This is a genomic window from Nitrospirota bacterium (genome assembly GCA_035516965.1).
In the GTDB taxonomy this organism is placed as follows: Bacteria; Nitrospirota; UBA9217; order UBA9217; family UBA9217; genus MHEA01.
Genome location: DATIZR010000064.1, coordinates 31,249 through 57,284, shown reverse-complemented (window position 1 = coordinate 57,284; position 26,036 = coordinate 31,249). Strand labels below are relative to the sequence as shown.

The window sequence follows — 26,036 nt, the reverse complement described above, 5'->3', positions numbered from 1 at the left end:
TTATCCCTTCATGCGCCTGTTGACGCTGTCTGTGTCCGGACTCTTGATTCAAGCGGCAAGGGCCGTATCCTGTTCATCAAAAAAGGGGGCGACAGGTTTCGACGGGGACACAGAGGTCAGGAGTTGCATGCCGAGGTGCCATGGGGCTCGTAAAACACATGGTAAATAACAACTGCCAATAACGAACTGGCACTCGCTGCCTAATTAACTAGTCAGCGCGTTCCGCGGCCGGCGCCTGAACTGCCGCAGGGACGTCACAAACCAGGCTGGTCTTCCCGACTTCGTCCGGGGCGGGAGGATAAGATAAACCGGGCTGGCTGACTCCGGAGCTTTCCCTGAGGCGCCGGAAGAGGCGACAGCTATAAATGAGGGGATAAGCATGTATGAGCTTCTGGCTGACGGTTTTCGGACGTGGGTTCGAATCCCACCGCCTCCACCATTTAACATCATCGAGAGTCACGCGCGGCGACCGATGGCAAACAAAAAGGAGATAAGAACATCTTATCTCCTTTTTTATTTCAGCGGGACCTGTGCCGCGCCACATGAAGCGGGAAGTTCATTGCAAGCGAACGTGCTCATGCTTCGGACCGTTTGCGGTCCAGACCACACGCGATCGATCTTCTGTTTCGCATCGCACGGCTCTGATGAACAGCGAACGCCCTTCCCGGTGGAGAGTCTTCGCAAAACGACATGCATGCTGCCGGACCGGACGCTGGCAGATTCCATTCAACCTTATTCCTCTCTCGGTGTCCCATTATATGCAAAAAATACCCGTACAAGAAGGAGAGAACAATGGATGCACGAAATCAGCCTCGGAACATGAAGATTGTGTGGGTTTTGGGAACGATCGTTGTGCTCGGATTATCGTTATCCGCGCTTCCTATGGCCTTTGGCGAATCAAGGCCGTGCGCGGATGACATCGCCAGGTTGTGCAAGGACGTACAGCCGGGCAAGGGCGGAATCGCACGATGTCTGAAAGAACACGAAAATGAGTTGTCTCCTTCCTGTAAAGAGAGGATTGCTGTTGCGAAAGAGCGAAGAACGGAATTCCGGGACGCCTGCACCGGTGATGTCCAGCAATTCTGCAAGGACGTGCAGCCAGGCAAGGGCGGCATTGCGAAGTGTTTGAAGCAGCATGAGAATGAGCTGTCGCCGGCCTGCAAGGGAATGGTTGCACAGTTCAAGGACAGAAAATAGAGTGTGCCGCTCCCTGATGTATGCCGGATACAGAGCAAGGCGGCATTGAAGCGGGTACTCCCGCCTGCTTCTCCGGGGTAACCGGCACGCGGAGCTGGTCTCATCATAGTTCTTGCGCCCGATTCACAGCAGCAGGATGCCGGCGCGTGCGTGGGATGGGTTCCCGCGGAAGACCGGTCTTGTTCCCGCCTTGATGCCGGCATTGTCAGTGCCATGATCAATATCCCTTCCACGCTCAAGATCTCATTCCGTGCGCTCCGCGTGAACAAGATGCGCTCGGCGCTCACCATGCTCGGAATCGTCATCGGCGTCGCTGCGGTGATCGCCATGGTCGCAGTCGGCACGGGCGCGAGCAGGCAGATCGCTGAGCAGATATCGAGCATGGGAAGCAACCTGCTCATTGTCATGCCCGGATCCACGACCTCGGGCGGGGTGCGGATGGGGGCCGGGACGCAGTCCACGCTGACCATGAACGACGCCGAGGCCATCGTGAAAGAAAGCTCATCGGTGGAAGAGGTCGCGCCCACGCTGGGGGGCGGCGCACAGGTGGTGTACGGCCACATGAACTGGTCGACCACGGTGACCGGCACAACGCCCGGTATGTTGACGGTCAGGGACTGGTCGCTGGCCATGGGACGGCCATTCACGGACCAGGACGTGAGAAGCGCGAGCAAGACCGCGATCATCGGCCAGACCGTGGCCGACAACCTTTTCGGGGACCAGAACCCGATTGGCCAGAGCATCAGGATCAAGAACGTTCCCTTTATCGTTACGGGAGTGCTGTCAATCAAGGGCCAATCGAGCCAGGGGCAGGACCAGGATGACGTTATCTATATTCCCGTGACGACGGCGCAAAAAAAACTCTTCGGCGCACAGTTCCCGGGCATGGTCAGGATCATCATGGTAAAGGCCAAGAGCGCGGAAGACCTGGCGTCGGCCGAAAAACAGATAACCGACCTGCTCAGGCAGCGGCACCACATCGGCCAGAAGCAGGACAACGACTTTACCGTGAGGAACCTCACCCAGATCATGCAGGCCCGGGAGCAATCCACGCAGGTGATGACCTTGCTGCTGGGCGCGATCGCGTCGGTTTCGCTCCTCGTCGGTGGTATCGGTATCATGAACATCATGCTCGTTTCGGTCACCGAGCGGACCCGCGAGATCGGGATACGCATGGCTGTCGGAGCGAAGACGATGGACATCCGTCTCCAGTTCATCGTCGAGGCGCTCACGCTCTCCCTTATCGGCGGTACCATAGGGATTCTCACGGGATTGTCCGCGGCAATGATGCTCTCGTACCTCTCCGGCTGGCCCACGGTCGTTTCTGCCCTCTCCATCGTGCTCGCCTTCGGCTTTTCGGGATTCATCGGGATCTTCTTCGGCTTCTACCCGGCGTACAAGGCGTCGCTGCTGAACCCGATCGATGCGCTGCGGTATGAGTGAAGCATCTGACATTGACAAACAGGCGCGTTCGAGGTAGCATCACCAGTGCCTCCCGCGGAGGTACCGTTCCTCGATACAGCGAAGAGCGCAGCCTCGATCCCGTACCGCAGAAACGTGAAAACGAATATACCTCATGAGGGCAGAGAATGAATATGCAGCAGGATACCGGGAACAACAAAGGGTCGGAACGAAACCGTCTGGCAGCACTCCTGACGCGCAAGAGGGTCGGGGCGCTTGCGATCGTCCTTCTGGTCATCGGGCTGGCTGTCTTTTTTGCAAAAGGCGGTCAGAAGGCGTCGCGCGCTGCCCAGAGTCCGCAGGCCTCGCCCGGCACACCCGTCACGGCGGTGCCGGTGAAAAAGGAAGACCTCGGAGTATACCTTTCGGGCCTCGGCGCGGTCACGCCGCTCAACACGGTAACGGTGAAAAGCCGGGTTGACGGCGAGCTGATACGAGTTCTATTCAGGGAAGGCCAGGTCGTGAACAAGGGAGAGCTTCTGGCCGAGATCGATCCGCGGCCTTTCGAAGTGCAGCTTACCCAGGCAGAAGGAGCATTGGCCCGCGATCAGGCGCAGCTGCAGAACGCCCAGCTTGACCTGGAGCGATATAAGGACCTGGTCAAGAAGGACCTGATCCCCAAACAGCAGCTCGATACCCAGGAGTCCCTGGTCCACCAGAATGAAGGTGCGGTCAAGGCCGATCAGGGCCAGATCGATAACGCCAAGCTTCAACTTGTCTATGCACGGATCACTGCTCCGTTCAGCGGCCGCATCGGCCTGCGCCAGGTGGACCCGGGCAACATTGTACATGCGAACGACGCCGGCGGGCTTGCGGTTATCACTCAGATGCAGCCGATCTCGGTGATCTTTTCCCTGCCCGAAGACAATCTCTCGCAGATATTGGGCAAGCTCAGGAGCGGCGCACGGCTTGTGGTCGAGGCGTATGACCGGGAGCAAAAGCGGAAGCTCGCTACCGGAACACTTCTGACCGTTGACAACCAGATCGACCCGACGACCGGCACGGTAAAGCTCAAGGCCGAGTTCCCGAACAGCAATTATGAGCTCTTTCCCAACCAGTTCGTGAACGCACGCCTGCTGGTCTCGGTCGAGCGCAATGCCATGATCGTTCCGGCGGCGGCCATCCAGCGGGGCCCGCAGGGGACCTCCGCATTTGTGGTGAAGTCCGACCAGACCGTCGAGATGCGCCGCATCATCCTGGGAGTGGTCCAGGAAGGCAACGCAGCCGTCACGTCCGGCTTGTCGGCGGGCGAGCTCGTCGTGGTGGACGGCGCGGAGCGGCTCAGGGACGGCAGCAGGGTGGAGCTGAAGAGCCAGAACACGGGCACGCAGCAGCAAAGGCAGAGCAAATGAACATCTCGCGCATCTTCATCGAGCGGCCGGTTGCAACTACGCTCCTGATGATTGCCATTCTTTTGGCGGGTGCGGTAGCGTACAAGCAGCTGCCGGTCTCGGCCCTGCCCGAGGTCGATTACCCCACGATTCAGGTCCGTACGTTCTATCCCGGCGCAAGCCCCGATGTCATGGCATCCTCGGTGACGGCCCCGCTCGAGCGGCAGTTCGGCCAGATGCCGGGGCTCACGCAGATGACGTCGGCAAGCTCCGGCGGCAGCTCGGTCATTACCCTCCAGTTCAGCCTGGACCTCTCCCTGGACGTTGCCGAACAGGAAGTCCAGGCGGCCATCAACGCGGCCTTCACGTTCCTGCCGCGGGATCTTCCCACCCCGCCGGTGTACAGCAAGGTCAACCCCGCGGACACGCCGATCCTGACCCTGGCCCTCACCTCGGACACGCTGGCGCTTCCGCAGGTCGAAGACATGGCGGACACGCGCTTCGCGCAGAAGATCTCCCAGCTCCCGGGCGTGGGGCTCGTCTCGATCAGCGGCGGCCAGCGCCCCGCGGTCCGGGTCCACGCCAACCCCACGGCCCTGGCGGCGTACGGGCTCACGCTTGAAGATTTGCGTACGGCCATCACCGCCGCGAACGTCAACCAGGCCAAGGGGGGCTTCGACGGGCCGCGCCAGGCGTACATCATCGGCGCGAACGACCAGCTCCTGACGAGCAAGGACTACCGGCCGCTGATCGTGGCATACCGGAACGGCGCGCCGGTGCGGCTGTCCGATGTGGCCGACGTGATCGACGACGCTGAGAACGTGAACCAGGCGGCCTGGGTCAATACGTCCCCCGCCGTGATCGTCAACATCCAGCGGCAGCCCGGCGCCAACGTCATCGAGGTCGTCGACCGGATCAAGAAGCTCCTGCCGCAGCTCCAGAGCGCGCTTCCCTCATCCATCAGGGTCACCATCCTCACGGACCGCACCACGACCATTCGCGCGTCGGTACGGGACGTGGAGTACGAGCTTTTGCTGGCCGTGGCACTGGTCGTGCTCGTCATCTATCTTTTTCTCCGCAACCTTCCGGCGACGGCCATCCCGGGCGTCGCAGTTCCGCTCTCCCTCGTAGGGACCTTCGGGGTCATGTACCTCGTGGGGTTCAGCCTGAACAACCTCTCGCTCATGGCGCTCACGATTTCCACGGGCTTCGTGGTCGATGACGCTATCGTCATGATCGAGAACATCTCCCGCTATGTCGAGGAAGGGGAGCCGCCGAAGCAGGCGGCCCTCAAGGGAGCGAAGCAGATCGGCTTCACCATCCTTTCGCTCACGGTCTCGCTCATCGCCGTGCTCATCCCGCTCTTGTTCATGGGCGACGTGGTCGGACGGCTCTTCCGGGAGTTCGCCATCACCCTGGGCGTAACCATCCTCATCTCGGCAGTCGTGTCGCTGACTCTCACCCCTATGATGTGCGCGCGGATCCTGAAGCACGTGCCCGAGGAGAAGCAGGGTAGGTTCTACCATGCCTCGCAGCAGTTCTTCGACCGGGTCATTGCCGAGTACGGCAGAACGCTGCGATGGGTGCTCAAGCACCAGACGGCAACGCTTGTTGTCGCCGCGGCCACGCTGGTCCTGACGGTGCTTCTCTACCTCGTCGTCCCGAAGGGCTTCTTCCCGGTCCAGGATACGGGCGCCATCCAGGGCATCTCGGAGGCTCCGCAGTCGATCTCGTTCACGGCAATGGCCGAGCGGCAGCAGGCGCTCGCCCGGGTGATCCTGAAGGACCCCGCGGTCGAAAGCCTCTCGACCTTCATCGGTGTCGACGGGACCAATACGACGCTGAACAGCGGCCGCATCCTGATCAACCTCAAGCCGCTCGAAAAGCGGGACGCCAGCGCGACCGAGGTGATCAGGCGGCTCCAGCCGGAGCTCGACAAGGTTGAGGGGATAGCGCTCTATATGCAGTCCGTGCAGGACCTGACCGTGGATGCGCGGGTTAGCCGCACCCAGTTCCAGTATACCCTCGACGACCCCAATACCGATGAGCTGAACGACCTCGCGCCCAGGGTGGTCGCCATGCTGCGCCAGCGCCCCGAGCTGCGCGACGTGAGCAGCGACCAGCAGGACCGGGGCCTCAGGGTCGCGCTTGCCATCGACCGGGCGAGCGCGTCGCGGCTCGGCATCACGCCTCAGCTCATCGACGATACGCTCTACGACGCCTTCGGCCAGCGCCAGGTGTCCACGATCTTCACAGAGCTGAACCAGTACCGCGTTGTGCTCGCGGTCAAGCCCGAATTTAACCAGGGCCCCGGGGGGCTGCAGTCGATCTACCTACGCGGCGCGGGCGGGGGACAGGTGCCCCTGGGCGCGATTACCACGGCGCAGGAAACGACTGGCCCGCTGGTCGTGAACCGGCAGGGGCAGTTCCCGGCCGTGACCACGTCGTTCAACCTGGCGCCCCGTGCATCGCTCGGCGAGGCGGTCGACGCGGTCGAGGACGTGGCACGGGAGCTCCAGCTTCCCGCGAGCATCCGGGGGAGCTTCCAGGGAACCGCCCAGGCGTTCAAGGCCTCGCTCACCAATGAACCCCTCCTGATCCTTGCCGCGCTGGTGACCGTGTACATCGTGCTCGGCGTGCTGTACGAAAGCTATATCCATCCGATCACGATCCTCTCGACCCTGCCCTCCGCGGGTGTTGGTGCCGTGCTGTCGCTCATGCTCTTCCGCTCGGAGCTCTCCGTAATCGCGATCATCGGCATCATCCTCCTGATCGGCATCGTGAAGAAGAACGGCATCATGATGGTCGACTTCGCGCTGGAAGCCGAACGCAAGGAAGGCAAGGGTCCGGAAGAAGCGATCTACCAGGCCTGCCTCCTCAGGTTCCGTCCGATCATGATGACGACCATGGCCGCGATCCTCGGGGCGCTGCCCCTGGCCGTGGGACACGGCGTGGGCTCCGAGCTCCGGCGTCCTCTCGGCATCTCGATCGTGGGCGGGCTTGTCATCAGCCAGGTCCTGACGCTCTATACCACGCCGGTCATTTATCTCTGGTTCGACCGGCTGGCGAGGCGTTTCAAAAGAACGTAGGGGTCCCCGGGCCTCGTGCCCGCCCAGGGGCAACAAAAGCGCATACTGTGCCCGCCAGGGGCAACCACGAGGGTTGCCCTACGAGTTCATCGTAAGAGAAGACATGAACATCTCCGAGCCCTTCATACGAAGACCCGTCGCGACAACGCTCCTGACGATCGGCCTGATCCTCTCCGGCGTTATTTCCTTCCGGCTTCTCCCGGTATCGCCCCTGCCCCAGGTGGATTTTCCGACGATCTCGGTCCAGGCGGCCCTGCCCGGGGCGGACCCGGAGACCATGGCCACCTCGGTGGCCGCGCCCCTGGAGCGCCAGTTCGGCCGCATTGCTGGCGTGGCGGAGATGACGTCGACGAGCAACCGAGGCTCGACCAGCATCACTCTCCAGTTCGACCTGAACCGTGACATCAACGGCGCGGCCCGCGACGTGCAGGCGGCGATCAATGCAGCGCGCGGCGATCTCCCGTCCAATCTTCCCGCCAATCCGACCTACCGCAAGGTCAATCCTTCGGACGCCCCGATCCTCATTCTGGCGCTCACGTCCGATACAACGAGCAGGGCCCAGATGTACGACGCGGCCTCGTCTATCCTTGCGCAGAAGCTGTCGCAGGTGGAGGGCGTGGGTCAGGTGTTCGTGGGGGGGAGCTCTCTTCCCGCGGTCCGGGTGGACCTGAATCCCATGGCGATCACCAAATACGGCATCAGCCTTGAAACCGTGCGGAACGCGCTGGCCAGCACGAACGTTAACCGGCCAAAGGGACAGGTATCAAGGGATGATGCGACCTGGGAGATCCGCACGAACGACCAGCTGAGGGGGGCGGAACAGTACCTGCCGCTTGTCGTCGCCTACCGGTCGGGCGCGGCAGTGCGGCTGGCGGACGTGGCGAACGTCCAGGATTCGGTGGAGGATGTGCGGGCGGCCGGGTTCGTGAACGGCAAGCCGGCCGTCATGGTCATCGTGTTTCGCCAGCCGGGAGCAAACATCATCGAGACCGTAGACAGCGTCCGGTCCCTGCTGCCGCAGCTCGAGGCGTCGCTGCCGGGCTCGGTCAGACTGTCGGTGGTTCTCGACCGCACCCCGCCGATCCGGGGCTCGCTGCATGACGTGGAACGAACGCTGCTCATTTCTGGCGCGCTCGTGATCCTGGTGGTGTTCTGGTTCCTGCGGAACCTCCGGGCCACGATCATCCCGGCGGTCGCCGTTGCCGTGTCCATCATCGGCACCTTCGGGGTCATGTATCTGTTCGGCTACTCACTGGACAACCTGTCCCTCATGGCGCTCACCATCGCGACGGGCTTCGTGGTCGACGACGCCATCGTTGTGCTCGAGAACGTCACGCGGTACCGGGAAAAAGGGGAGTCGCCGTTCCAGGCGGCCCTGTCCGGGACGAAAGAGATCGCCTTTACCGTCCTGTCGATGAGCGTCTCGCTCGTCGCCGTGTTCATCCCGATCCTGCTCATGGGCGGCATGGTCGGCCGGCTCTTCCGAGAGTTCGCGGTCACGCTCTCGGCGGCGATCACGGTCTCGCTCCTGGTCTCGCTCACCGCGACCCCCATGATGTGCGCCACACTCCTGAAGCCCGAACGGAAGCGCGAACACGGGGCCCTCTACCGGGCGAGCGGGCGGATGTTCGACTGGATGCACGGCAGCTACGAACGGAGCCTGCGCTGGGCGCTGGGGCACGCGCGCCTCATGCTGGCGCTGATCGCCCTGACGCTCGCGGCCAATGTGATCCTGTTCGTCCTCGTTCCGAAGGGCTTCTTCCCGGAACAGGACACCGGCCGCATCGCCGGCACGATCCAGGCGGCGCAGGACACGTCGTTCCAGGCCATGCAGGGGAAGCTGCTCCAGATTGTCGACATCATCAAGGACGACCCGGACGTGGACTATGTGATAGGGTTCACCGGCGGCGGGGGCGGGGGCGGGTCCACGACGAACACGGGGCGGATGTTCATCTCGCTCAAGCCCTTCGACAAGCGAAAAGCGACCGCGGCCGAGATCATCACGCGGCTCAGGAGGAAGCTCGTGAGCGTGCCCGGCGCGCCGGCCTTTCTCCAGCCCGTGCAGGACCTGCGAATCGGCGGCAGGATCAGCAACGCGCTCTACCAGTACACACTCCAGGGGGAGAACCTGGCCGAGCTGAACGACTGGGGCCAGCGGGTGCTCCAGAAGATGCGGACCCTTCCCAAGCTCGTCGACGTGAGCAGCGACCAGCAGAACCGGGGGCTGGAGGCCACGCTGATGATCGACCGTGCCACGGCCTCGCGGCTCGGGATCACGCCGCAGCTCGTGGATGACACGCTCTACGACGCCTTTGGTCAGCGCCAGGTCTCGATCACCTACACGCTCCTGAACCAGTACCACGTGGTCATGGAGGTCGATCCCCGGTTCTGGCAGCGTCCCGACACGCTCAAGGACATCTATATCCCCACTTCTGGCGGCTCACAGATACCGTTAAGCGCGTTCACCCATTACGAACCCACGGCCACGTCGCTTGCCGTGAACCACCAGGGCCAATTCCCGTCGATCACCACGTCGTTCAACCTGGCACCCGGCGTGGCGCTTGGCGAAGCGGTCACCTCCCTCGAGAGCGCCAAGCGCGAGATGGGAATGCCCGTGAGCATCAGGGGCAATTTCTCCGGTACGGCCCAGGCGTTTAAGGATTCCCTCGTGAACGAACCGCTGCTGGTCCTCGCGGCACTCGTGTGCGTCTACATCGTGCTCGGCGTCCTGTACGAAAGCTATGTCCATCCGGTCACCATCCTTTCGACCCTTCCCTCGGCCGGCGTGGGGGCTGTGCTCGCCCTGATGCTCTTCCGCACGGACCTCTCCGTCATCGCGATCATCGGCATCCTGCTCCTGATCGGCATCGTGAAGAAAAACGGGATCTTGATGGTAGACTTTGCCCTGGAGGTCGAACGCAGGGAGGGAAAGAGCCCGGAAGAGGCGATCTACCAGGCCTGCCTCCTGCGGTTCCGGCCGATCATGATGACGACCATGGCTGCGCTTCTGGGGGCGCTGCCCCTTGCGGTAGGCCACGGCGTGGGGTCCGAGCTTCGGCGGCCGCTCGGCATTGCCATCGTGGGAGGGCTCATCTTCAGCCAGATGCTCACGCTCTACACCACGCCCGTTGTGTATCTCTACCTTGACCGGTTCAGGATCTGGTTCGGCCGGGTCCGCGGAGAACATCGGCAGCGGACGAAAAAAGGAGTACCGGATGCCATGACGTGACAAGCGATCGTCTGTTCTCCATGAAGAAACCCTACTCAGTAGCCTTTTTCTCACGACTCAGCCATAACGCTCTCTGCCTGTTCACGCCCTTCTTTCTTGAACCTGCTATACTGGTTTATAAATAACTCTTCAGCCGGGAGGCTCCGATGGCACAGAACAGAAAGATCCGGAAGGTATTCAAAAGCAAGCCGACGATCGAGGGCGCGGGGGTTCACTTGAGGAGGGTCTTCGGAAACAGCGAAGTGCCGCATTTCGACCCGTTCCTGCTGCTCGACGACTTCCGCAACACCGATCCCTATAGCTATATCAAGGGCTTCCCGTGGCATCCGCACCGGGGCATTGAAACGATCACTTACATCCTGAAGGGCGACGTCGAGCACGGCGACAGCATGGGCAACAAGGGCGTGATCACCACGGGCGATATGCAGTGGATGACCGCGGGGAGCGGCATCATCCACCAGGAAATGCCGAAGGGGGACGACGACGGCGCGATGGAAGGGTTTCAACTATGGGCCAATCTTCCGAAGTCTCACAAGATGATGGGCCCCCGGTACCGGGATATCAAAAGCGCGCAGGTTCCGGAGGTGGTGACGAAGAGCGGCGCGAAGGTCAAGGTCATCTGCGGGACCGTAGATGGAAAGCAGGGACCGGTCCGGGACATCGTGATCGACCCCGAATATCTCGACGTGACCATGCCGGCCCTCTCCGAATTCGTCCACCCGACCAAGCGAGGCCACACGGTCTTCGCCTATGTGATTGGCGGGAAGGGCGTGTTCTGCAACGAGAAGAACCCCTTTGCCTATGACGTTGAGGGGGTCAACTACTTTGACATGGAGCGCGAGCCCTACATCCACAACGGAACGGCGGTTCTCTTCGGCGACGGCGATCAGGTAACGGTTTCGGCACAGGGCGAGCCGCTCCGTTTTCTGCTCATTTCAGGCAGGCCGATCAAAGAGACGGTGGCGTGGTACGGTCCGATCGTGATGAACACGGAGGAGGAGCTGCGCGTTGCCTTCGAAGAGTACCGCGACGGCACCTTCATCAAATGAAATAACCCGCCATGGCATTCAACGGGTGCCTGACGTTGAACCGGGAGGCGGGAAGAATGGTTGACTGCATCGCAAGACTTTGCAGCAATTAAACTGACTTGATAATAAAGCGTCATCCCCGCGCGTGGGATCAGGGTACTGCTTTCGAGAGGTGTCGCTTGAGTCGCCTGGCTCTCCTTCACGCGGGAATGACCGTTCCTCGAAATTCACCAATCCTTTGTAGCACAACCCCGGTCTGTTTTATAACAGGACTCAATAGCTCCTCTCTATTTAACGATAGCACCGCCCCCGATGGCTGTCAAGGCCGGGTGAGGCGGCATTGAAGTATTCTCCATAATTCCAATGCTTATACGAACTGTTTCAGGGACAGCCTAAGGCGATCTTCTGCGAAGGAGCTTTAAAGAGCGCCCCCGAGTGTTACAAAAGTGCGACATCCGTAAAAAGAGTACGCGCGCGCAGGTAAGCCATTTCTTTTCCCAGGCCGCTATGATATAGTTCAGAATGCACTGCTGGTCGTAATCAGGCAGGGAATAGACAAAACAGGGGGCCGGAATGAGGAAAATGTCATGCCGCAAAGGATGCGGCGCCTGCTGCATCGCGCCGTCGCTGTCGTCACCGATTCCGGGAATGCCCAAAGGAAAGCCGGCAGGAATCCGGTGCGCGCAGCTTACCGAGGACAATTGCTGCGGCGTCTTCGGCGGCCCTGAGAGGCCGCTGGTGTGCAATTCGTACCAGGCGACAGGAGAGTACTGTGGCACGACCCGCGAAGAGGCAATCAACCTGCTGAACGAGCTTGAACTTTTGACCAGCTGAACAAAAAAATAATCCGGAGAGATGCCGCGGAGAGACGGGTAGATCGAAAAACGAGCGGAGGGCGGAGCAATGGGTTTTATCGAACGTGCGGTCAATCTGTTGAAGGGTAAAGAGGAGCGCCCGTTGACAGAAAAACCGGGCAGGAACGACCCCTGCTGGTGTGGAAGCGGTAAGAAGTACAAAAAGTGCCATCTGTCCGAAGACGACAGGGAGCCGGCAAAAAGCTGCTCACTGAACTGCGGACCGTCGTGAGGCTCATGAGGGAGCTGAGTTTCAGCTCTGTGTGAGAGGCCGCAAGGAGGATATCTTCATGGAAGGCAAGCGGGTTCAGGACAGCACCGTGACCATGGCGCAGATGATGATCCCCCAGGACGCCAATCCGACGGGCAACGTGCACGGCGGGGTGGTCGTGAAGATCCTCGACGAGGCGGCAGGCGTGGTTGCCGCCCGCCACGCGCGGGCGAACGTCGTGACGGCGTCGATCGACCGGATGGACTTTCATCATCCAATATTCGTCGGCGACCTCCTGTTCTTCAAGGCGAGTCTGAACCTCGTGGGCAGGACTTCCATGGAGATCGGCGTACGCGTCGAAGCGGAGAACCTGCTCACCGGCGAAGTGCGCCATGCGGCATCCGCCTATCTGACCTACGTGGCGCTTGATGAGCGCGGCAGGCCGAAAGAAGTTCCGCACCTCATCCTGGATTCGGAAGAAGACCGCCGCCGGAACCGGGAGGCCTCGAAACGGAGGGAAGTGAGGCTTGCGGAAAAGAAGAGCGAAGCCGGATGCCAGCGGGAGCCGGACCGCTGCAAATGACGTCGGATGGAAGGTTGCACAAAAAAACTTTTTCGCACGTCGGTTACATTTCAGGCTGTGCTACAAATCTTGGCAAGGTGGACGGGATCCTCTGCCAGGCCTTGAAAGAGAATAGCGACCGTGCCTCGCGCCAAAGACAGAACGCTCGATGAGCTATCGTATTTGAGGGCCGAAAACAGACGGCTTCGCGCGGCCCTCAAGCGCCTCACCCCAAGCCTCGCCATGCTCCTGAAGCGGCGGGGCTTCCTCATCTACAAGAAAGAACCTTCCGAAGACCTTCTGATCCCGGCAAAACGTCATATCAACCGTTTCTATCAGATGCTGTACAAATACTCCTTCCGTCTCTTTCTGCGCGACGTGATCAAGCATCAGGAAAAGTTCACGCTGGAAGACGTGACCCGGTATGCAAGTGCGGGAGTCACGAGCAGCTATCTCGAGCACCTGCTGTCCGTGAAGCTTGTCCGGAAAAAAACCGGAGGCTACATCCTGCCGAGGAGGCCGATCAGGAGCTTCGGCACCACGCTGGAATGGTACGCAGCCGAGGTGCTGAAGCAGGAGTTCGGCGCCGAAGTCGTCTGGGGAGTGAAGTTCAGGCGGCCGAAAGTCGGCGGCGATTATGACGTGATAGCGAGGATCGACAGCTCGCTCTTCTACCTCGAGGTGAAATCATCGCCACCCAAGCAGATCTACGACCGGGAGATCGCGGCGTTCCTGGACCGGGTGGATGACCTGGCGCCGGAGGTCGCAGTCTTCCTGATGGACACGGAGCTGCGGATGAAGGACAAGATCGTACCCATGTTCGAAGCGGAGTTCGCCCGAAGATACGCGTACCCGCCTGAGACGGTGCGCATCGAGCGGGAGCTCTTCCAGGTCATGGACCGGATCTTCATCATCAATGCCAAGGAGGATATCGTGCAGAACATCCGGACGGTCCTCTCCCGATATTACCGGATGAGGCGCGGGGGGCAATGACGCAGGGAGACAGGAGGCTAGGCAGCGGCCAGTTTTTTATCGACATAGTCTCGAACAGAAGCCACTGCCAACGCTATATCCTCTTTTTGCGGAAGGGTCTTCGCGATCCCGTCTATAATGGACCGTTCCCGGACAAGCTCAAGGGAGCGCACGAAGTTCAGGTCGAAGATCCAGGCAAGCTGGAGCAGCTTGAAATCGTTCAGGGTCCTGAGGGACTTGAGCAGCACGAGTTCCCTCTTCCTGAGCGACGAAAGCGCCTCGGCTGAGTATTCGGGCGTGTCGGGCAGGCCCAGGGCCGCGGCATTTGCCCGGTCCTCGTTCCGCTGCGCATAGTAATCGATGAACACGCGCCAGATGTCGAGCTTGTCCGCATCGCGGACCATCCTGAGGAAGAGAAGGGTCTCTACGTCGAGGCCTTCGGGTACCGCCAACGCGTTATGGAGCGTCACGGCGTGTACAACGAGGTCGCGCTTGTTTCGGGGAAGGTTCCTGAGGACGTTTTCCTTCACGAGCACGCTTGCGCCCAGGGCCGCATGGTTTGTCGAGAGGTCGTCGCGAAAGGTTTTGTATCGATGATATTGGGGAAAGCGGCCGACATCATGAAAGAGCGCGACGGCCTCGGCCAGGGCGGCCCTCCCCGGGTCGAGACCAAGGTGTCGCCCAATCTCGGCCATGTTCTCGCATACGCAGCGCGTGTGCTCTTCCTTGAGCACGATGTTCTTCTGGTCTTCCGGGACAGGCGTGTAGAATGACCTGCAGTATTCGGAAAACCATTTCCTTAGGTTGTGTAATTCCTGCCGGTCCATGGTGGGACTCAGTGTACTGGAACAGGAGCGCGGCGTCAAGCAGCAGGAGTGAAGGCCGAAGGCGAGGTCAAAAGCATCTCACGCGGAGGCGCGAAGTGATAAGCAAGTGTCAGCTCCGTGCCCTCTGTGGTAAAAAAAGGAGGTTCTCGTCATGCTCATCAGAGAATTGAAAGATTGCCCGGAATTCATCGCGGGTGATAACTGCATCTTGCGCGAGATCCTGCACCCGGACAAGGCGGACCTCTCGCTCCGCTACAGCCTTGCCCACGCAATCGTGAAGCCCGGCCTCACGACCTGGAAGCACCGCCTCCGAACATCGGAAGTCTACTATATTATTGAAGGCGAGGGCGTCATGTACATCGATGATGAGGCTTCCCCGGCCAGGCCGGGATCAACGATCTATATCCCGCCGAAGGCGATGCAATGCATCCAGAACACCGGGGGGAAAGATCTCGTTTTCATCTGCATCGTGGACCCCGCGTGGAAGAAAGAGGACGAGGAGGTCGTGAGGGAGGCATGATCCGTTCAGGAAGTATTGGTCCATTCCCAAACGCCTGACAGAGACATCGGTCGTTATGGCAGAAAAGAAGCGGTTTGAGAACATCCTGTAGGGGCACCCCTTGTGGGTGCCCATCATGACTTATTGCATTGTTGTGGACGGATGCGATTCCATCTTTCCTGCCTGTCCATCGCGTATAGTACACTTTTCCACGAACTCCTTCTTTGGATCCGATAGATCATAACAGGCGAATCGAAAGCCGACAGGCCAGTAAATGTATGCATAGGGGGGCCAAAAGATTGATGTGATCCTGAAACCGGACGGCAGCTTATCTTTTTTAATGATCTTGTCATCCTGCAGGAGAGTGTATTGTATCCCGGCGATCGAGTTCCAGAAAAACGGTCTTCGTTCGAGCTTCGAGCGCCCTTCTTCATCGTGTGCATTAAAGACAACGCGTTCGCCGTTAATCATCAAATCTGTATCCGGCGGAAGGATGAAGCTTGCCGCTGTATGGCAGCCGGAAAGAACAACTATCATGAGCAGCGTTGAAAAAGCATATCCTTTCATAAGTCCTCCTACCGTTTTATTCTTATTTAAAAAGCAACCACAGAGAACGTCGAGGAAATACTGAAATAGTAGTCGGGTGCGAGAAAACATATACCTCACCCCTCGGCGCCAGCGTAGTTTTGGAGAAGTTCTAGCCACAGAGTTCATAGACTTTTTTGAACATCTAAGAGATTTCTTCTCAGTGTTCTCTGTGGTTAAGTTTGTGGTTTCAACCTCGCCGGGGCACTACACTGATCGATCCGCTATTTTCGAGTATCGCCGACTGGACCTCCTCAGAGGAAGCGCAGCCCGCCTTGCGTAGAGCAGCATTCAGCTCATGGTGTGTGAGCTTTGCGGCCGCCATGACCTCTTCAAAAAGTTTGCCGTTATGGATGAGGACCTGCGGACGTCCCTCGATGATGGCCTCCAGCTTCTTGCTGCGCCACGTGGCGAGGCTGACGAGGTAGTTAAGGGCGATGAGCGTCGCGGCGGAAATGAGGCCGCCGATCAACGAATTGTCCCCCGCGTTCATCGAGTTCTGGACGGCGTTCGACAGCACGAGCAGCAGGACCAGGTCGAACGGCGCCAGCTGGCCGACCTGCCGCTTGCCGGTAATGCGCAGAAGAGCGAGAAGGAAAAGGTAGACGACAATGCCTCTCAGGATCAGTTCCCACCACGGTACGGACATGTTGAACATATGGCTCTTTCTCCGGAAGGTAGGTTAACGTGCGGCATGACGAGCGCGGGTTATAGCGCCCATCTCGATGCGCCCGTTGGATTAGTGTCGATTCGGGCTGCCCTCGACCTCCAGCAAAAAAGTTCTGAAACGCGATAATCTCATTACGTTCATTGAGAACAGTGGATTTTATTTTGATCAATCCTATTCTTTTCCTTAATTTCTTTTAATCTTTTTTTGTTATAGGATCAATGATAGGAGCAAGTAATTTTGTCATCTCATTATATATATCTAAAACAGCCTTTATTTCTTCCGGATTTCCATGCCAAGTTACTTCGTAATATTTTGAGTTAACAGTTAGACCGAGTGACGCACTTATATTGCTTGGCTGATGGTATTCAATTTTTTCAAAATCTATCTGCCTTAAACGTGAATATAAATGCTTTGCATCTTCGATATTTACTTTTCCTACTACTTCTTCTCTATTATTTTGTGATGGCATGACAAAAGAAATTATTTTTCTCGTAACGACGCCATCCTGATTAACTGAAAGAATATGGTGTGTTGCTGCAAAGCCACCACCAGAACTTTTTGAAATAGTAAAAGTATCTGCTGCACCACTGAGACTTACTAAAAAAATGAAAATCATAATCGGTGCAGAAATCAATCCCAAAAATAATCGCATTTTGCCTCTCTGGATCTAACCGTATATCAAGCGACAAAATGAGTCTATCAGAAATCAATTTATTGCACAACGAAATTGACCATCCTATTGCTATTGTTCTCTTGACTTGTCGGTCATTGCTGCTTGGAGCGCGGCAATCTCGCGGTAAAGATTATTTCATCGCTTCGCTCCTCGCATGACACGCGATGAAGTGCGCCATGCCTCGATTTGATAATAATGGCAATAAATAATTTTCATGCTATAATCCCGCATGCGTTTCATCGCCGACCTCCACGTCCATTCTCACTACTCCCGCGCAACGAGCAAGGACATGTCGCCCGAAGGCATCTGGAAATGGGCACAGCTCAAGGGTATCTCCGTGATCGCGACCGGAGACTTCACGCATCCCCAGTGGCTGAAGGAGCTTGATCAGAAGCTCGAACCTGGAGGCAGCGGCCTCTTCACGCTCAAAAAGGAATATCAGACCGATGATGTTCCTGCCTCCTGCAAGGCCGATGTCTCGTTCATCCTTTCGGCGGAGGTCAGCTGCATCTACAGCAAGAACGGGAAGACGCGGAAGGTCCATTCCGTCATCCTCGCGCCGGACTTGTCGGCCGCTGCCCGGCTGAATCTGGCACTCTCGAAGATCGGGAACCTCAAGGCCGACGGCAGGCCGATCCTCGGGCTGGATGCCAAGGAGCTGCTCAGGATCACGCTCGAAGCCTCGCCGGAGAATCTCTACATTCCCGCCCATGCCTGGACCCCTCACTTCTCGGTCTTCGGCGCGGCATCGGGGTTCGATTCGCTCGAAGAATGCTACGAGGAACTAACACCGAACATTCATGCCATCGAGACAGGGCTCTCGTCGGACCCGCTCATGAACTGGCAGCTCTCCGCGCTCGATAGAATCACCCTCGTTTCCAATTCCGATGCCCACTCGGCGGCCAAGATCGGACGCGAGGCGAACATCTTCGACACGGAGATTTCCTACCCCGCGATGATGGAGGCCATCAGGACAAGGAAGGGGTTCCTCGGCACGATCGAATTCTTTCCCGAAGAGGGCAAGTATCACTCCGACGGACATCGGGACTGCGGCGTGAGCCTCACGCCGAAGGAAACGGTTCTTCATAATTACCGCTGCCCGACCTGCGGCAAGAAGGTGACCGTTGGTGTGATGCACCGCGTGGAGAAGCTGGCTGACCGCGAGCACGGTTACCGGCTTACGAATGCCCCCGGCTTCACCTCGATCATCCCCCTGCCTGAGATAATCGCCGAGGGCTTGCAGTGCGGGCCGAACACCAAGAAGGTCACTGCACTCTATTTTGCCATGCTCGAGAAGCTCGGGAACGAGTTCTTTATCCTCCTGAACGCGCCGCTCGAGGATATCGAGCAGGCAAGCTCCCCGCTTGTCCGGGAGGCGATCAGCCGCATGCGGAGCGGGAACGTGAACATCGCCCCGGGGTACGACGGCGAGTACGGCAAGATCAGGATCTTCGAGGACGTGGAGCGCAGAGAGATCAAGGGGCAGATGAAGCTGCTGTAAGGAAAAAACTATGGACAGACGCAAAAGGCATGGAGGACGTTCTTGATGTTATGTTACGGAGTAGTACGGAATTTGTGTGCTCGGGTTTTTTAAACGAAGACCTTACTTTTCAATACCGATATCATCGAGCAGGACCGTGCCATCATTTTCGCTATTAAAGAGAAAATCTATCTCATGCAATCGCTTCAGATTAAACAATGGGTTCGATCGCAAGAAGCGTGAGAAAGGGATCGAAACTGTTTGCAGGATAATTACCGGCGAGGGTTTTTCAAGAAAATCGAACTTTGTCAGCGAGTAATGAAGAGGCTTTTGAAGTGTAATAATGTCACTCAAGGGTAGTTTCGATGTCCTGCCTCGGGAATCGCTCAATTGGATGCTGATATCCGGCAATCCTTTCTGATCCGGACAGAAGAGGGAAAACGTGAGATTGTCCGATGGCTTCAGCCTCAAAGAATGTACTGCGTTTGCGGGGAGCCTGATTCCCCACATCGGAGAGCTTTTCTTTCTTGCCTCCCAGCCGATCGATACGACCCTGTTGCCGCGGCTACCAAAAGGCAAAAAGTAATGATAGTCGATGTCTTGCTCGTGCCACTGGGAAAGATCGCGGCCTATGACTTCTCCGCCGGGGATTGTCGCTGTCGCCGGGTCGATATCTTCATCAAAATCGGCAAGAGCCCGGAAGGCCGAGTCCTGGAAGCGGCTGATATAAGCAGTTCTCGGCAGCCACTCGTCAATGGTACGGTAATCGCGGAAGAACGAAATGTAACGCTTATCGTCTTTCAGTGTGGCATCGAGAAACGAGGAGACACACACTTTAACTATTTGATGCTGTTCATCAGCGCTCAGTTGGTCTTTCATATTCGTAAAAAGCCGGTACAGCCACGGGAAGTCATAGATTCCCCAGTCTGTATTGAATTGACTGTGATTTCCGCCGTGGATATACAGTGCTGCCTTCATGTAATAGGGAGAGATTGCTCCGGGATTGCTGAAATGCACTCGCTGATAAACCCGGCTGCCTAGTATGCTGGGTACTTGCCTGTCATGGGTCCCGAGAAGGAGAAGGTAATTCACATCTCTGATTTCAGCAGGCGTTGTCCGTTCATAAGCAGGCTGGTATATGTCGCTTGGTGCGAAAGCGATCAGAGTTTTGATCTTAAAATTAAAGCTGAATTGCACACTGCCGAATCCTGACTCCACCAATCATGTTGCCGCCATCATAGAGCTTGATGAAAGACGCATACAGCGTTCAATCCATCTCACTTTGATTGTTGGCTTTTTTGCAATGGTGTTTGCTGCAATTGCGGCATGGCCTGTAATCCAAAGGTGGATTCAATCTTCTCAACCCTCGCCCGCAATTGTCGTGTCCCGACCATTACAATCACATTCAACACCAACGATACAAACACAACCCAAAAAATTGCTTTCTGAATAGTTGCGTTTGTCATCTATATAATTCCGAAAGAATTGATACGCCTGTGAGAAACAGGGTGCCTCCGGAAAGGATCCGTTCTCGACGTTCCGAACCTGATTGCCGTTTGGATCAGTCCGCCTATCATGAACCATCTTGAAACCTCGAATAGCACTTAATCTGAAAGGCAAACAGGGGAGGCTTACGACTGCTGATCGACTTCCTCATAGACGAGTTTTGTAATGTCGTGGATGATCCTGGTGAGCGTGTTTGCGTCATCTCCCCGCACCATGATGCCGATGAGAAAAGGACGGCGGGGATGATAGATAATTCCGAACTCGTGCATCTGATGAAGCTCTGTTTCCTTTCCCTCTATCGTGGTTTTAACCGTTCTCTCTCCGAACTTGCCTGCGATGTCAATGTTCAACGGAATGCCAGACGCCATGCCATGCTTCAAGGAAGATCTTGCGAGATACATGAGAGCCTTTTCAGACATTTTTTCGCTGAGATAGGATGCGTTAAAGAGAACCCGGTAGAAGGAAGCAAATGCCCTGAGTGACAAGGAATCATCTTCAGTATGGGGGTCGTATTCGACATTCAGATCCTTGAACACCTTATCGATCCTTTGACGCGGTATGTTGGCAAACAATAGTGAATAGGCGTCATTATCATCCTCGGTCATCATCCGGTAGATAAGATCGTTTACCGTATACGGTCTGTCTGATTCCAATCCTGTTTTTCCCCTGTTCGGTTCCGGATCGAGGGGGCCCTGGGAAGCGTTATAAGTAAGCCTTTTCCGTAAAACGAGTGGATTCGATTCCGCCCACTTGAAATAGGCTAGCATGAGAGGCAGTTTCAAAAGACTTTTGGGCGAGAACTTCTCTTTTTCTCCGATGCCGAACCAATTACCATTGTTAAGATCGCGGAAGTAAACTGATGCAGCTTTTACCTCATTCCGATTGATCTTCTCATCTATCAAAGCCTTGATCTTATAGCGAAAGGGCGCAAGCTCCATGCTGTGACGGTTTTCGCCACCTTCCTTCAGTGCCATAGCAGTGCGAATAAATCTGAAGTTTCCATCCGGGACAAGGGGAGCTGTTTTCTCCGTTTGACCAGGAGTGGTCAGTGCTATAAATCCGCTGCCGATAAAGACACCGATCGCGAAAGCGGCCAGGACGGCGCTCAATAAGATGTTTCTGTTGACCGAAAGCATGTATGTCCGATCTTTCTTGTTCATAGGTAATCAGGCACCATAAAAAAATCAGCGCGATCGCGTTCTCCTGGACACTGATTTTGCAGGCTTGTTCACTTCAGACGAGAGGATGAGTTTCGGGGGTATTCCCTGCGCACCCAGAATCTCGACCAACTGGTCCAGGGCTGCGGCAATGGTTTTCAGGTTCTTTGTTTTCAGTTGTTCGAGCCCTGAAACCAGGAGCCCCTGCGCCACTTCGGGAGATTTCTTTACGAGGTTTTCTCCCTGGGCGGTCAGTTCGACACGAACGACACGGCGGTCCTCTGTTGAACGGACACGACGCACGAGGCCGCGGGTCTCGAGGCGGTCCAGTATTCCCACCACAGTTGCAGGGTGGAGATGCATGCGCATTGCGATTTCCGATACCATGATCGGGGCGCCCTGGGCGATGGTCTTGATCGCCCAGAGCTGAGGTCCGGTAAGGCCAGTCTTATGTTCAGCAAGCTTTGATTGTTCGTTCACGACCTGAAATACCCTGCGTATGTTGTCTATGATCTCAGCCACAGCATCGTTTTTTTCCGCCATCGAAACCTCCAAATTGACTCTTGACAACGGGAAAGCCCTGTGATACAAATGGTTGGTATAGAAACCATTGTAGCACAAAACAGTTATCTGTCAAAGTAATATTTAAGATCGATTATAGGGTCAATACCAGGTAAAAAACAACTCTTAATTGAACGGACCGCCAGAAATGGACGGGAATTACGGCCCAAAACTGTCGCTTCAGGTCAATTTCCGAATACTTATCCAAAGAAAAGGAGGTCTGATTATGGCCATTGCAAACCGTAGAACCTATTCACTTCTCGTATTGCTTCTCCTTGCTTTATTTTCGATCTGGGGTTGTCCTAAAAGAACGGAGATAACGTCCGCACCACAATCACAGGCGACGATTACGAAATCCCAGAAAGAGACGCCGAAGGAAAAAGGGTCTCAAGTAGCGAACCCTGCCACGAAACCAGGGGAGGCTTTGAAAAAGTCGGATGCAACGGCCGCAGATGCCTTGAAACCCATTTATTTTGATTTTGAATCGTCCGTTATTCGCGAAGACGCTAAGGACGTGATGAAAGCGAATGCAGCCTGGCTCAAAGCACATCCGAACGTGAAGATCAAGGTTGAAGGCAACAGTGATGCAAGGGAAGCCAAAAAGTATAACTTCGCACTGGGGCGGAAGCGCGCCGAGACTGCAAAAAAATATCTTACGTCCATGGGGATCTCCGGCAGACGCCTCTGGCTCGTCGGTTACGGTAAGGAGAAGTCGGTTTGCACCGAGAACACCGAGAGCTGCTGGCAAAAAAATAGACGAGTCGAATTTGTGGTGAACAATTAACTGATGGTTCGCCTGTCGATGGTATCGATACGGATATTCTTCATTCGTGGAGTAACTCGATGAGCATCCTTGCACTTGATCACAGAATATCTCCTTATCGTTATCACTGTTAATCTTAGAGCATAGTGGGAATAGCTACGTGCCTCGGCGGTTTTCGTCGCCTTTGTAAGACAAATCGGCTTTCGTACAAAGTAATATTTGGAATCAATTATAGATATAAGGGTCAATGTAAGGGAAATAACAATTCTTAATTGAAGAGACAGCCGTGTATGAACAGAAATCACAGCCCTTAAATTGCCGTTTCGGGTCAATTTTCGAATACTTATTCAAAGAAAAGGAGGTCTCTTATGACCATCGCAAGCCGTAGAATTTATTCCCTTGCCGTACTGCTAGTCATCGCTTTATTTTCGTTCACGGGCTGTCCAAAAAAAACAGAGGTAACGTCGACTCCCGAGGGGCAGGGGTCAAAAAAGGAAGCGGTAACTCAACCGTCGACTCCGTCACCGGAAACCGGCAAACAGGCTACGGCGGCAGGCTCTGAAGAAATGAAAGAAAAGTCAGCCGCAACGGAAGCTTTGAAACCGATCTATTTCGATTTCAATAAACCCCTTATTCGCGACGATGCAAAGGACGTGATGAAAGCGAATGCAGCCTGGCTCAAGGCTCATCCGAAAGTGAAGATCAAGATCGAAGGCAACTGTGATGAAAGGGGAACCAAAGAGTACAACCAGGCGCTCGGCGAGCGGCGCGCCGCCAGTGCCAAGAGATACCTTACGGATATGGGGATCTCGGGCAGTCGCATCTCGCTCATTAGTTACGGTAAGGAGAAGCCTGTTTGCACCGAGAGCGACGAGAGCTGCTGGCAAAAGAACAGAAGGGATGATTTTGTGGCCAACGAATAACCGATCATTCACCGGCTGACGGTATAAACAGAGGTCTTCTTCATTCGTGGAGAATCTCGATGAGCATCTTTGCATTTGACTCTATAGTGCTCGCGGTCGCTCTCCTCATCGTTGGATATAGTGAATTGAAGAAATCCCGGGATCGCGACAGACCGACAAATCCAGCCGCGAAATCGAATGTCCGGACCCGTTGAAATAACGGTACGGCGAATGATTCTATCGCCGGGAGGCCTGGATGAATAATTTCGAAAACGCTAGATGGGGCAGGTTGCGGACTGATCTGGCAAAAGGACATACGCAAGGATTGCTGGGAATCACAAAAGGTGCAGTAGTACCTAAAAAACGGACGGACCTATCGACGGAACAAGACAAACGTAACTACAAAATCATTTCTCTCAAGTTAAAAGTGCATCGGGGCATTTCGGACCTCGGTGCCCGCGTGTATTCGCTCATGTGGTCCAGGAAGAAAAATCCGGGACTGGATCCGCGCGTAAAAGATATAACCGCCCGGATCAAAAGATACGAAACGGAGATCGAGTTCATGGAAAAGGACTTGAAAAGCGCAGTCCGAAAAAGGATGGAGAAGGCGACATAATTTACTCCCTTATTTAGGTCGTCTTCTCATTGGGTGCCGAAGGGCTGCCATTCTCCTTCGGCACCCGTTTCTTTTCATCATAGACAGAGATGCAGAGGTCGGTCATAATGATAGCATAGCACGCAATGCGTGACGCTGAAATGCTTACTAACTATAACAAAGATAAATCCAGGCATATTTTGCGAATGTCATCCAATCTGCTGGGGATATGTTTCGTAATCCTTAACTTTTTTAAATTATGGAAAGTCGGAAGGATTGAAACAATCATCGTAGATAAATTAATCGGCATTACAATGGTATTCTTTCTTATCGCTAGTATTCTATCGTACTTTTCCACGCGGTCACATTTTAATGCTGACAAATATGAAAAATAGCTGATATTATCTTTCTGCTCGGGCTAACCTCGCTGATGATGATTGCTTCGATATGTACATTTGAAATCATGTAACGTCTTAGGATTCTATGCGAAAGAAAATTGTAGAGGGCTCGGTCCTTTTCATCAGCATCCTGAAGTGGCTCTTTCTTGCTGCTTGCATCGGGATCATCGTCGGTATCTCCACAACCGTTTTTCTGAAAGTACTGGGCTTCGGTATTTCAACCACTGCACGATACCAGTACTATTATCTTTTACTTCCGGCTGCGCTGTTTGTGAGCGCGCTGATAGTAAAGGTCTTTGCGCCTGATGCGGAAGGCCATGGCACGGAAAAGATCATCGAGGCCGTACACCGCCATGCCGGGAAGATGAATCTGGCGGTCGTACCTGTCAAGCTCGTGGCAACGGTCATAACTATCGCTTTCGGCGGATCTGCAGGAAAGGAGGGTCCGGCAGCCCAAATCGGAGCCGCCCTATCTTCGGGTTTTTCGCGCTTGCTGCGCTTCGGCGATCGCGACCGCAAAAAAATGGTCATCTGCGGGATCAGCGCTGGTTTTGCCACGGTCTTCGGTACCCCCATTGCAGGTGCTCTCTTCGGAGTCGAAGTATTGTTCGTCGGCGCCGTGCTGTATGACGTGCTGTTACCTTCCTTCGTTGCAGGTATCGTAGGGTATCAGGTCTCCACAACATTAGGTCTCACCTATTTCCATGGCCCGCATTGCATGCTCCCCGCGTTCAGCAGCTTTTTCTTTTTGAAAGTATGTCTTGCCGGACTGTTTTTCGGCCTGTGCTCACTTATTCTCATTGAAATGCTGGGCCTGTTTCATCGACTGAGCCGTGGTCTGAAAATCTGGATGCCATACAAGGGCATCATAGGCGGCGGCGTTCTTGTTGCGCTTTCTTTTCTGTTTTCGACGCATTATCTCGGTCTCGGTCTTGACACGATAAAGAACGTACTAGAAGGAAGAGAAGCGCCTGCTGGAGCATTTGTCCTCAAGATGCTGTTTACGGCGATCACCCTCGGGTTCGGCGGCAGCGGCGGCATAGTCACACCCATATTCTTCGTCGGCTCAACGGCCGGCAGCGTTTTCGGCAGAGTCCTGGGATTCGACACATCGGTGTTTTCGGCTATCGGCATGGTCGCTTTGCTTGCCGGAGCTGCAAACACTCCGATCTCCGCGAGCATCATGGCTATAGAACTTTTCGGGCCTGAGGTCGCGCCGTATGCCGCGGTTGCGTGTATCATAAGCTATCTGATGACCGGGCATCGGAGCGTCTATCCAAGCCAGGTTCTGTCGCAAGCGAAATCATCTTCCCTTAATGTCGCTACGGGCAGCGAGATGAGAGATGCGGGAGACGTTCAGTTCCATGTTCGGAGCAAAACCGTGAGCAGCAGCATCATGGCCGGTATTGATAGATTCAGAAAACAAAAGCACTAGGACTAACAAATTCAGAAAAGCTTAACCAAAACCACCAAACATTGTAAACGA

22 protein-coding genes, 1 other RNA gene and 1 pseudogene are annotated in these 26,036 nt (G+C 55.9%); 17 read left to right on the top strand and 7 right to left on the bottom strand.

Going from position 1 to position 26,036, the window contains the following annotated elements:
- Nucleotides 1–84 precede the first annotated feature (84 nt).
- The 11 genes and pseudogenes from ssrA (at nt 85) to VL197_10315 (ending at nt 13,955) form a co-directional block, all read left to right on the top strand.
- Nucleotides 85–439: a transfer-messenger RNA gene (gene ssrA, locus VL197_10365) on the top strand.
- Nucleotides 440–792: 353 nt separating this feature from the next.
- The gene (locus VL197_10360; GenBank protein HUJ18381.1) at nt 793–1,197 is read left to right on the top strand and encodes a cysteine rich repeat-containing protein; all 405 of its coding nucleotides are present in this window, start codon (nt 793–795) and stop codon (nt 1,195–1,197) included.
- A 213-nt stretch (nt 1,198–1,410) separates the two neighbouring features.
- Nucleotides 1,411–2,640 carry an ABC transporter permease gene (locus VL197_10355; GenBank protein HUJ18380.1) on the top strand — a complete coding sequence of 410 codons (1,230 nt, stop codon included), beginning with the start codon at nt 1,411–1,413 and terminating at the stop codon, nt 2,638–2,640.
- 146 nt (nt 2,641–2,786) lie between these two features.
- A complete protein-coding gene (locus VL197_10350) occupies nt 2,787–4,010 on the top strand; it encodes an MdtA/MuxA family multidrug efflux RND transporter periplasmic adaptor subunit (GenBank protein HUJ18379.1) in 1,224 nt (407 codons plus the stop codon).
- A complete protein-coding gene (locus VL197_10345) occupies nt 4,007–7,078 on the top strand; it encodes an MdtB/MuxB family multidrug efflux RND transporter permease subunit (GenBank protein ID HUJ18378.1) in 3,072 nt (1,023 codons plus the stop codon). The genes VL197_10350 and VL197_10345 overlap by 4 nt, the downstream gene beginning before the upstream one ends.
- Before the next feature lie 103 nt (nt 7,079–7,181).
- Nucleotides 7,182–10,307 (top strand): multidrug efflux RND transporter permease subunit, encoded by a 3,126-nt coding sequence (locus VL197_10340; GenBank protein ID HUJ18377.1) that lies wholly within the window; start codon nt 7,182–7,184, stop codon nt 10,305–10,307.
- Between the two features lie 146 nt (nt 10,308–10,453).
- Nucleotides 10,454–11,356 carry a pirin family protein gene (locus VL197_10335; GenBank protein HUJ18376.1) on the top strand — a complete coding sequence of 301 codons (903 nt, stop codon included), beginning with the start codon at nt 10,454–10,456 and terminating at the stop codon, nt 11,354–11,356.
- 561 nt (nt 11,357–11,917) lie between these two features.
- Nucleotides 11,918–12,169 (top strand): YkgJ family cysteine cluster protein, encoded by a 252-nt coding sequence (locus VL197_10330; GenBank protein HUJ18375.1) that lies wholly within the window; start codon nt 11,918–11,920, stop codon nt 12,167–12,169.
- Between the two features lie 69 nt (nt 12,170–12,238).
- A pseudogene (locus tag VL197_10325) lies at nt 12,239–12,379 on the top strand (SEC-C metal-binding domain-containing protein).
- 100 nt (nt 12,380–12,479) lie between these two features.
- Nucleotides 12,480–12,983, top strand: a complete 504-nt coding sequence (locus VL197_10320; protein HUJ18374.1) for an acyl-CoA thioesterase — start codon at nt 12,480–12,482, stop codon at nt 12,981–12,983.
- Nucleotides 12,984–13,103: 120 nt separating this feature from the next.
- Nucleotides 13,104–13,955, top strand: coding sequence for a hypothetical protein (locus tag VL197_10315; protein ID HUJ18373.1), 852 nt, complete (start codon nt 13,104–13,106; stop codon nt 13,953–13,955).
- A 17-nt stretch (nt 13,956–13,972) separates the two neighbouring features.
- Here VL197_10315 and VL197_10310 read toward each other — a convergent pair whose 3' ends face one another.
- Nucleotides 13,973–14,761: an HD domain-containing protein gene (locus tag VL197_10310; protein HUJ18372.1), complete on the bottom strand. Its 789-nt coding sequence runs from the start codon at nt 14,759–14,761 to the stop codon at nt 13,973–13,975.
- Nucleotides 14,762–14,912: 151 nt separating this feature from the next.
- Here VL197_10310 and VL197_10305 point away from each other — a divergent pair, with 151 nt between their 5' ends.
- Nucleotides 14,913–15,281, top strand: coding sequence for a cupin domain-containing protein (locus VL197_10305; GenBank protein ID HUJ18371.1), 369 nt, complete (start codon nt 14,913–14,915; stop codon nt 15,279–15,281).
- 120 nt (nt 15,282–15,401) lie between these two features.
- On the opposite strand, the gene VL197_10300 is transcribed toward VL197_10305, so the two are convergent.
- From VL197_10300 to VL197_10290, 3 genes are all read right to left on the bottom strand, one after another.
- Nucleotides 15,402–15,827, bottom strand: coding sequence for a hypothetical protein (locus tag VL197_10300; protein HUJ18370.1), 426 nt, complete (start codon nt 15,825–15,827; stop codon nt 15,402–15,404).
- 208 nt (nt 15,828–16,035) lie between these two features.
- Nucleotides 16,036–16,503 (bottom strand): YetF domain-containing protein, encoded by a 468-nt coding sequence (locus VL197_10295; GenBank protein ID HUJ18369.1) that lies wholly within the window; start codon nt 16,501–16,503, stop codon nt 16,036–16,038.
- A 205-nt stretch (nt 16,504–16,708) separates the two neighbouring features.
- On the bottom strand, nt 16,709–17,167 hold the full coding sequence (locus VL197_10290) for a hypothetical protein (GenBank protein HUJ18368.1): 459 nt from the start codon (nt 17,165–17,167) through the stop codon (nt 16,709–16,711).
- 250 nt (nt 17,168–17,417) lie between these two features.
- On the opposite strand from VL197_10290, the gene VL197_10285 reads away from it, so the two are divergent.
- Nucleotides 17,418–18,689, top strand: a complete 1,272-nt coding sequence (locus tag VL197_10285) for an endonuclease Q family protein (protein HUJ18367.1) — start codon at nt 17,418–17,420, stop codon at nt 18,687–18,689.
- A 102-nt stretch (nt 18,690–18,791) separates the two neighbouring features.
- On the opposite strand, the gene VL197_10280 is transcribed toward VL197_10285, so the two are convergent.
- The 3 genes from VL197_10280 to VL197_10270 form a co-directional block, all read right to left on the bottom strand.
- The gene (locus tag VL197_10280; GenBank protein HUJ18366.1) at nt 18,792–19,865 is read right to left on the bottom strand and encodes a hypothetical protein; all 1,074 of its coding nucleotides are present in this window, start codon (nt 19,863–19,865) and stop codon (nt 18,792–18,794) included.
- Between the two features lie 434 nt (nt 19,866–20,299).
- Entirely contained in the window at nt 20,300–21,334 is a 1,035-nt protein-coding gene (locus VL197_10275) for a serine hydrolase (GenBank protein ID HUJ18365.1), read from the bottom strand.
- Between the two features lie 24 nt (nt 21,335–21,358).
- Nucleotides 21,359–21,874: a MarR family transcriptional regulator gene (locus tag VL197_10270; GenBank protein HUJ18364.1), complete on the bottom strand. Its 516-nt coding sequence runs from the start codon at nt 21,872–21,874 to the stop codon at nt 21,359–21,361.
- Between the two features lie 244 nt (nt 21,875–22,118).
- Here VL197_10270 and VL197_10265 point away from each other — a divergent pair, with 244 nt between their 5' ends.
- The 4 genes from VL197_10265 to VL197_10250 all read left to right on the top strand — a co-directional run bounded on the left by VL197_10265 (nt 22,119) and on the right by VL197_10250 (nt 25,985).
- Nucleotides 22,119–22,676, top strand: a complete 558-nt coding sequence (locus VL197_10265) for an OmpA family protein (protein HUJ18363.1) — start codon at nt 22,119–22,121, stop codon at nt 22,674–22,676.
- Between the two features lie 347 nt (nt 22,677–23,023).
- Nucleotides 23,024–23,578, top strand: a complete 555-nt coding sequence (gene pal, locus VL197_10260) for a peptidoglycan-associated lipoprotein Pal (protein HUJ18362.1) — start codon at nt 23,024–23,026, stop codon at nt 23,576–23,578.
- Nucleotides 23,579–23,813: 235 nt separating this feature from the next.
- The gene (locus VL197_10255; protein HUJ18361.1) at nt 23,814–24,173 is read left to right on the top strand and encodes a hypothetical protein; all 360 of its coding nucleotides are present in this window, start codon (nt 23,814–23,816) and stop codon (nt 24,171–24,173) included.
- A gap of 462 nt (nt 24,174–24,635) precedes the next feature.
- Complete coding sequence (locus VL197_10250; protein ID HUJ18360.1) at nt 24,636–25,985, top strand: chloride channel protein; 1,350 nt, start codon at nt 24,636–24,638, stop codon at nt 25,983–25,985.
- Nucleotides 25,986–26,036: the final 51 nt, after the last annotated feature.

Excerpts from the sequence above, each read along its gene's own strand:
- VL197_10360 (HUJ18381.1), top strand. The coding sequence starts at position 793 with ATGGATGCACGAAATCAGCCTCGGAACATGAAGATTGTGTGGGTTTTG.
- VL197_10355 (HUJ18380.1), top strand. The coding sequence starts at position 1,411 with ATGATCAATATCCCTTCCACGCTCAAGATCTCATTCCGTGCGCTCCGC.
- VL197_10350 (HUJ18379.1), top strand. The coding sequence starts at position 2,787 with ATGAATATGCAGCAGGATACCGGGAACAACAAAGGGTCGGAACGAAAC.
- VL197_10345 (HUJ18378.1), top strand. The coding sequence starts at position 4,007 with ATGAACATCTCGCGCATCTTCATCGAGCGGCCGGTTGCAACTACGCTC.
- VL197_10340 (HUJ18377.1), top strand. The coding sequence starts at position 7,182 with ATGAACATCTCCGAGCCCTTCATACGAAGACCCGTCGCGACAACGCTC.
- VL197_10335 (HUJ18376.1), top strand. The coding sequence starts at position 10,454 with ATGGCACAGAACAGAAAGATCCGGAAGGTATTCAAAAGCAAGCCGACG.
- VL197_10330 (HUJ18375.1), top strand. The coding sequence starts at position 11,918 with ATGTCATGCCGCAAAGGATGCGGCGCCTGCTGCATCGCGCCGTCGCTG.
- VL197_10320 (HUJ18374.1), top strand. The coding sequence starts at position 12,480 with ATGGAAGGCAAGCGGGTTCAGGACAGCACCGTGACCATGGCGCAGATG.
- VL197_10310 (HUJ18372.1), bottom strand. The coding sequence starts at position 14,761 with ATGGACCGGCAGGAATTACACAACCTAAGGAAATGGTTTTCCGAATAC.
- VL197_10305 (HUJ18371.1), top strand. The coding sequence starts at position 14,913 with ATGCTCATCAGAGAATTGAAAGATTGCCCGGAATTCATCGCGGGTGAT.
- VL197_10300 (HUJ18370.1), bottom strand. The coding sequence starts at position 15,827 with ATGAAAGGATATGCTTTTTCAACGCTGCTCATGATAGTTGTTCTTTCC.
- VL197_10295 (HUJ18369.1), bottom strand. The coding sequence starts at position 16,503 with ATGTTCAACATGTCCGTACCGTGGTGGGAACTGATCCTGAGAGGCATT.
- VL197_10290 (HUJ18368.1), bottom strand. The coding sequence starts at position 17,167 with ATGCGATTATTTTTGGGATTGATTTCTGCACCGATTATGATTTTCATT.
- VL197_10285 (HUJ18367.1), top strand. The coding sequence starts at position 17,418 with ATGCGTTTCATCGCCGACCTCCACGTCCATTCTCACTACTCCCGCGCA.
- VL197_10275 (HUJ18365.1), bottom strand. The coding sequence starts at position 21,334 with ATGAACAAGAAAGATCGGACATACATGCTTTCGGTCAACAGAAACATC.
- VL197_10270 (HUJ18364.1), bottom strand. The coding sequence starts at position 21,874 with ATGGCGGAAAAAAACGATGCTGTGGCTGAGATCATAGACAACATACGC.
- VL197_10265 (HUJ18363.1), top strand. The coding sequence starts at position 22,119 with ATGGCCATTGCAAACCGTAGAACCTATTCACTTCTCGTATTGCTTCTC.
- pal (HUJ18362.1), top strand. The coding sequence starts at position 23,024 with ATGACCATCGCAAGCCGTAGAATTTATTCCCTTGCCGTACTGCTAGTC.
- VL197_10255 (HUJ18361.1), top strand. The coding sequence starts at position 23,814 with ATGAATAATTTCGAAAACGCTAGATGGGGCAGGTTGCGGACTGATCTG.
- VL197_10250 (HUJ18360.1), top strand. The coding sequence starts at position 24,636 with ATGCGAAAGAAAATTGTAGAGGGCTCGGTCCTTTTCATCAGCATCCTG.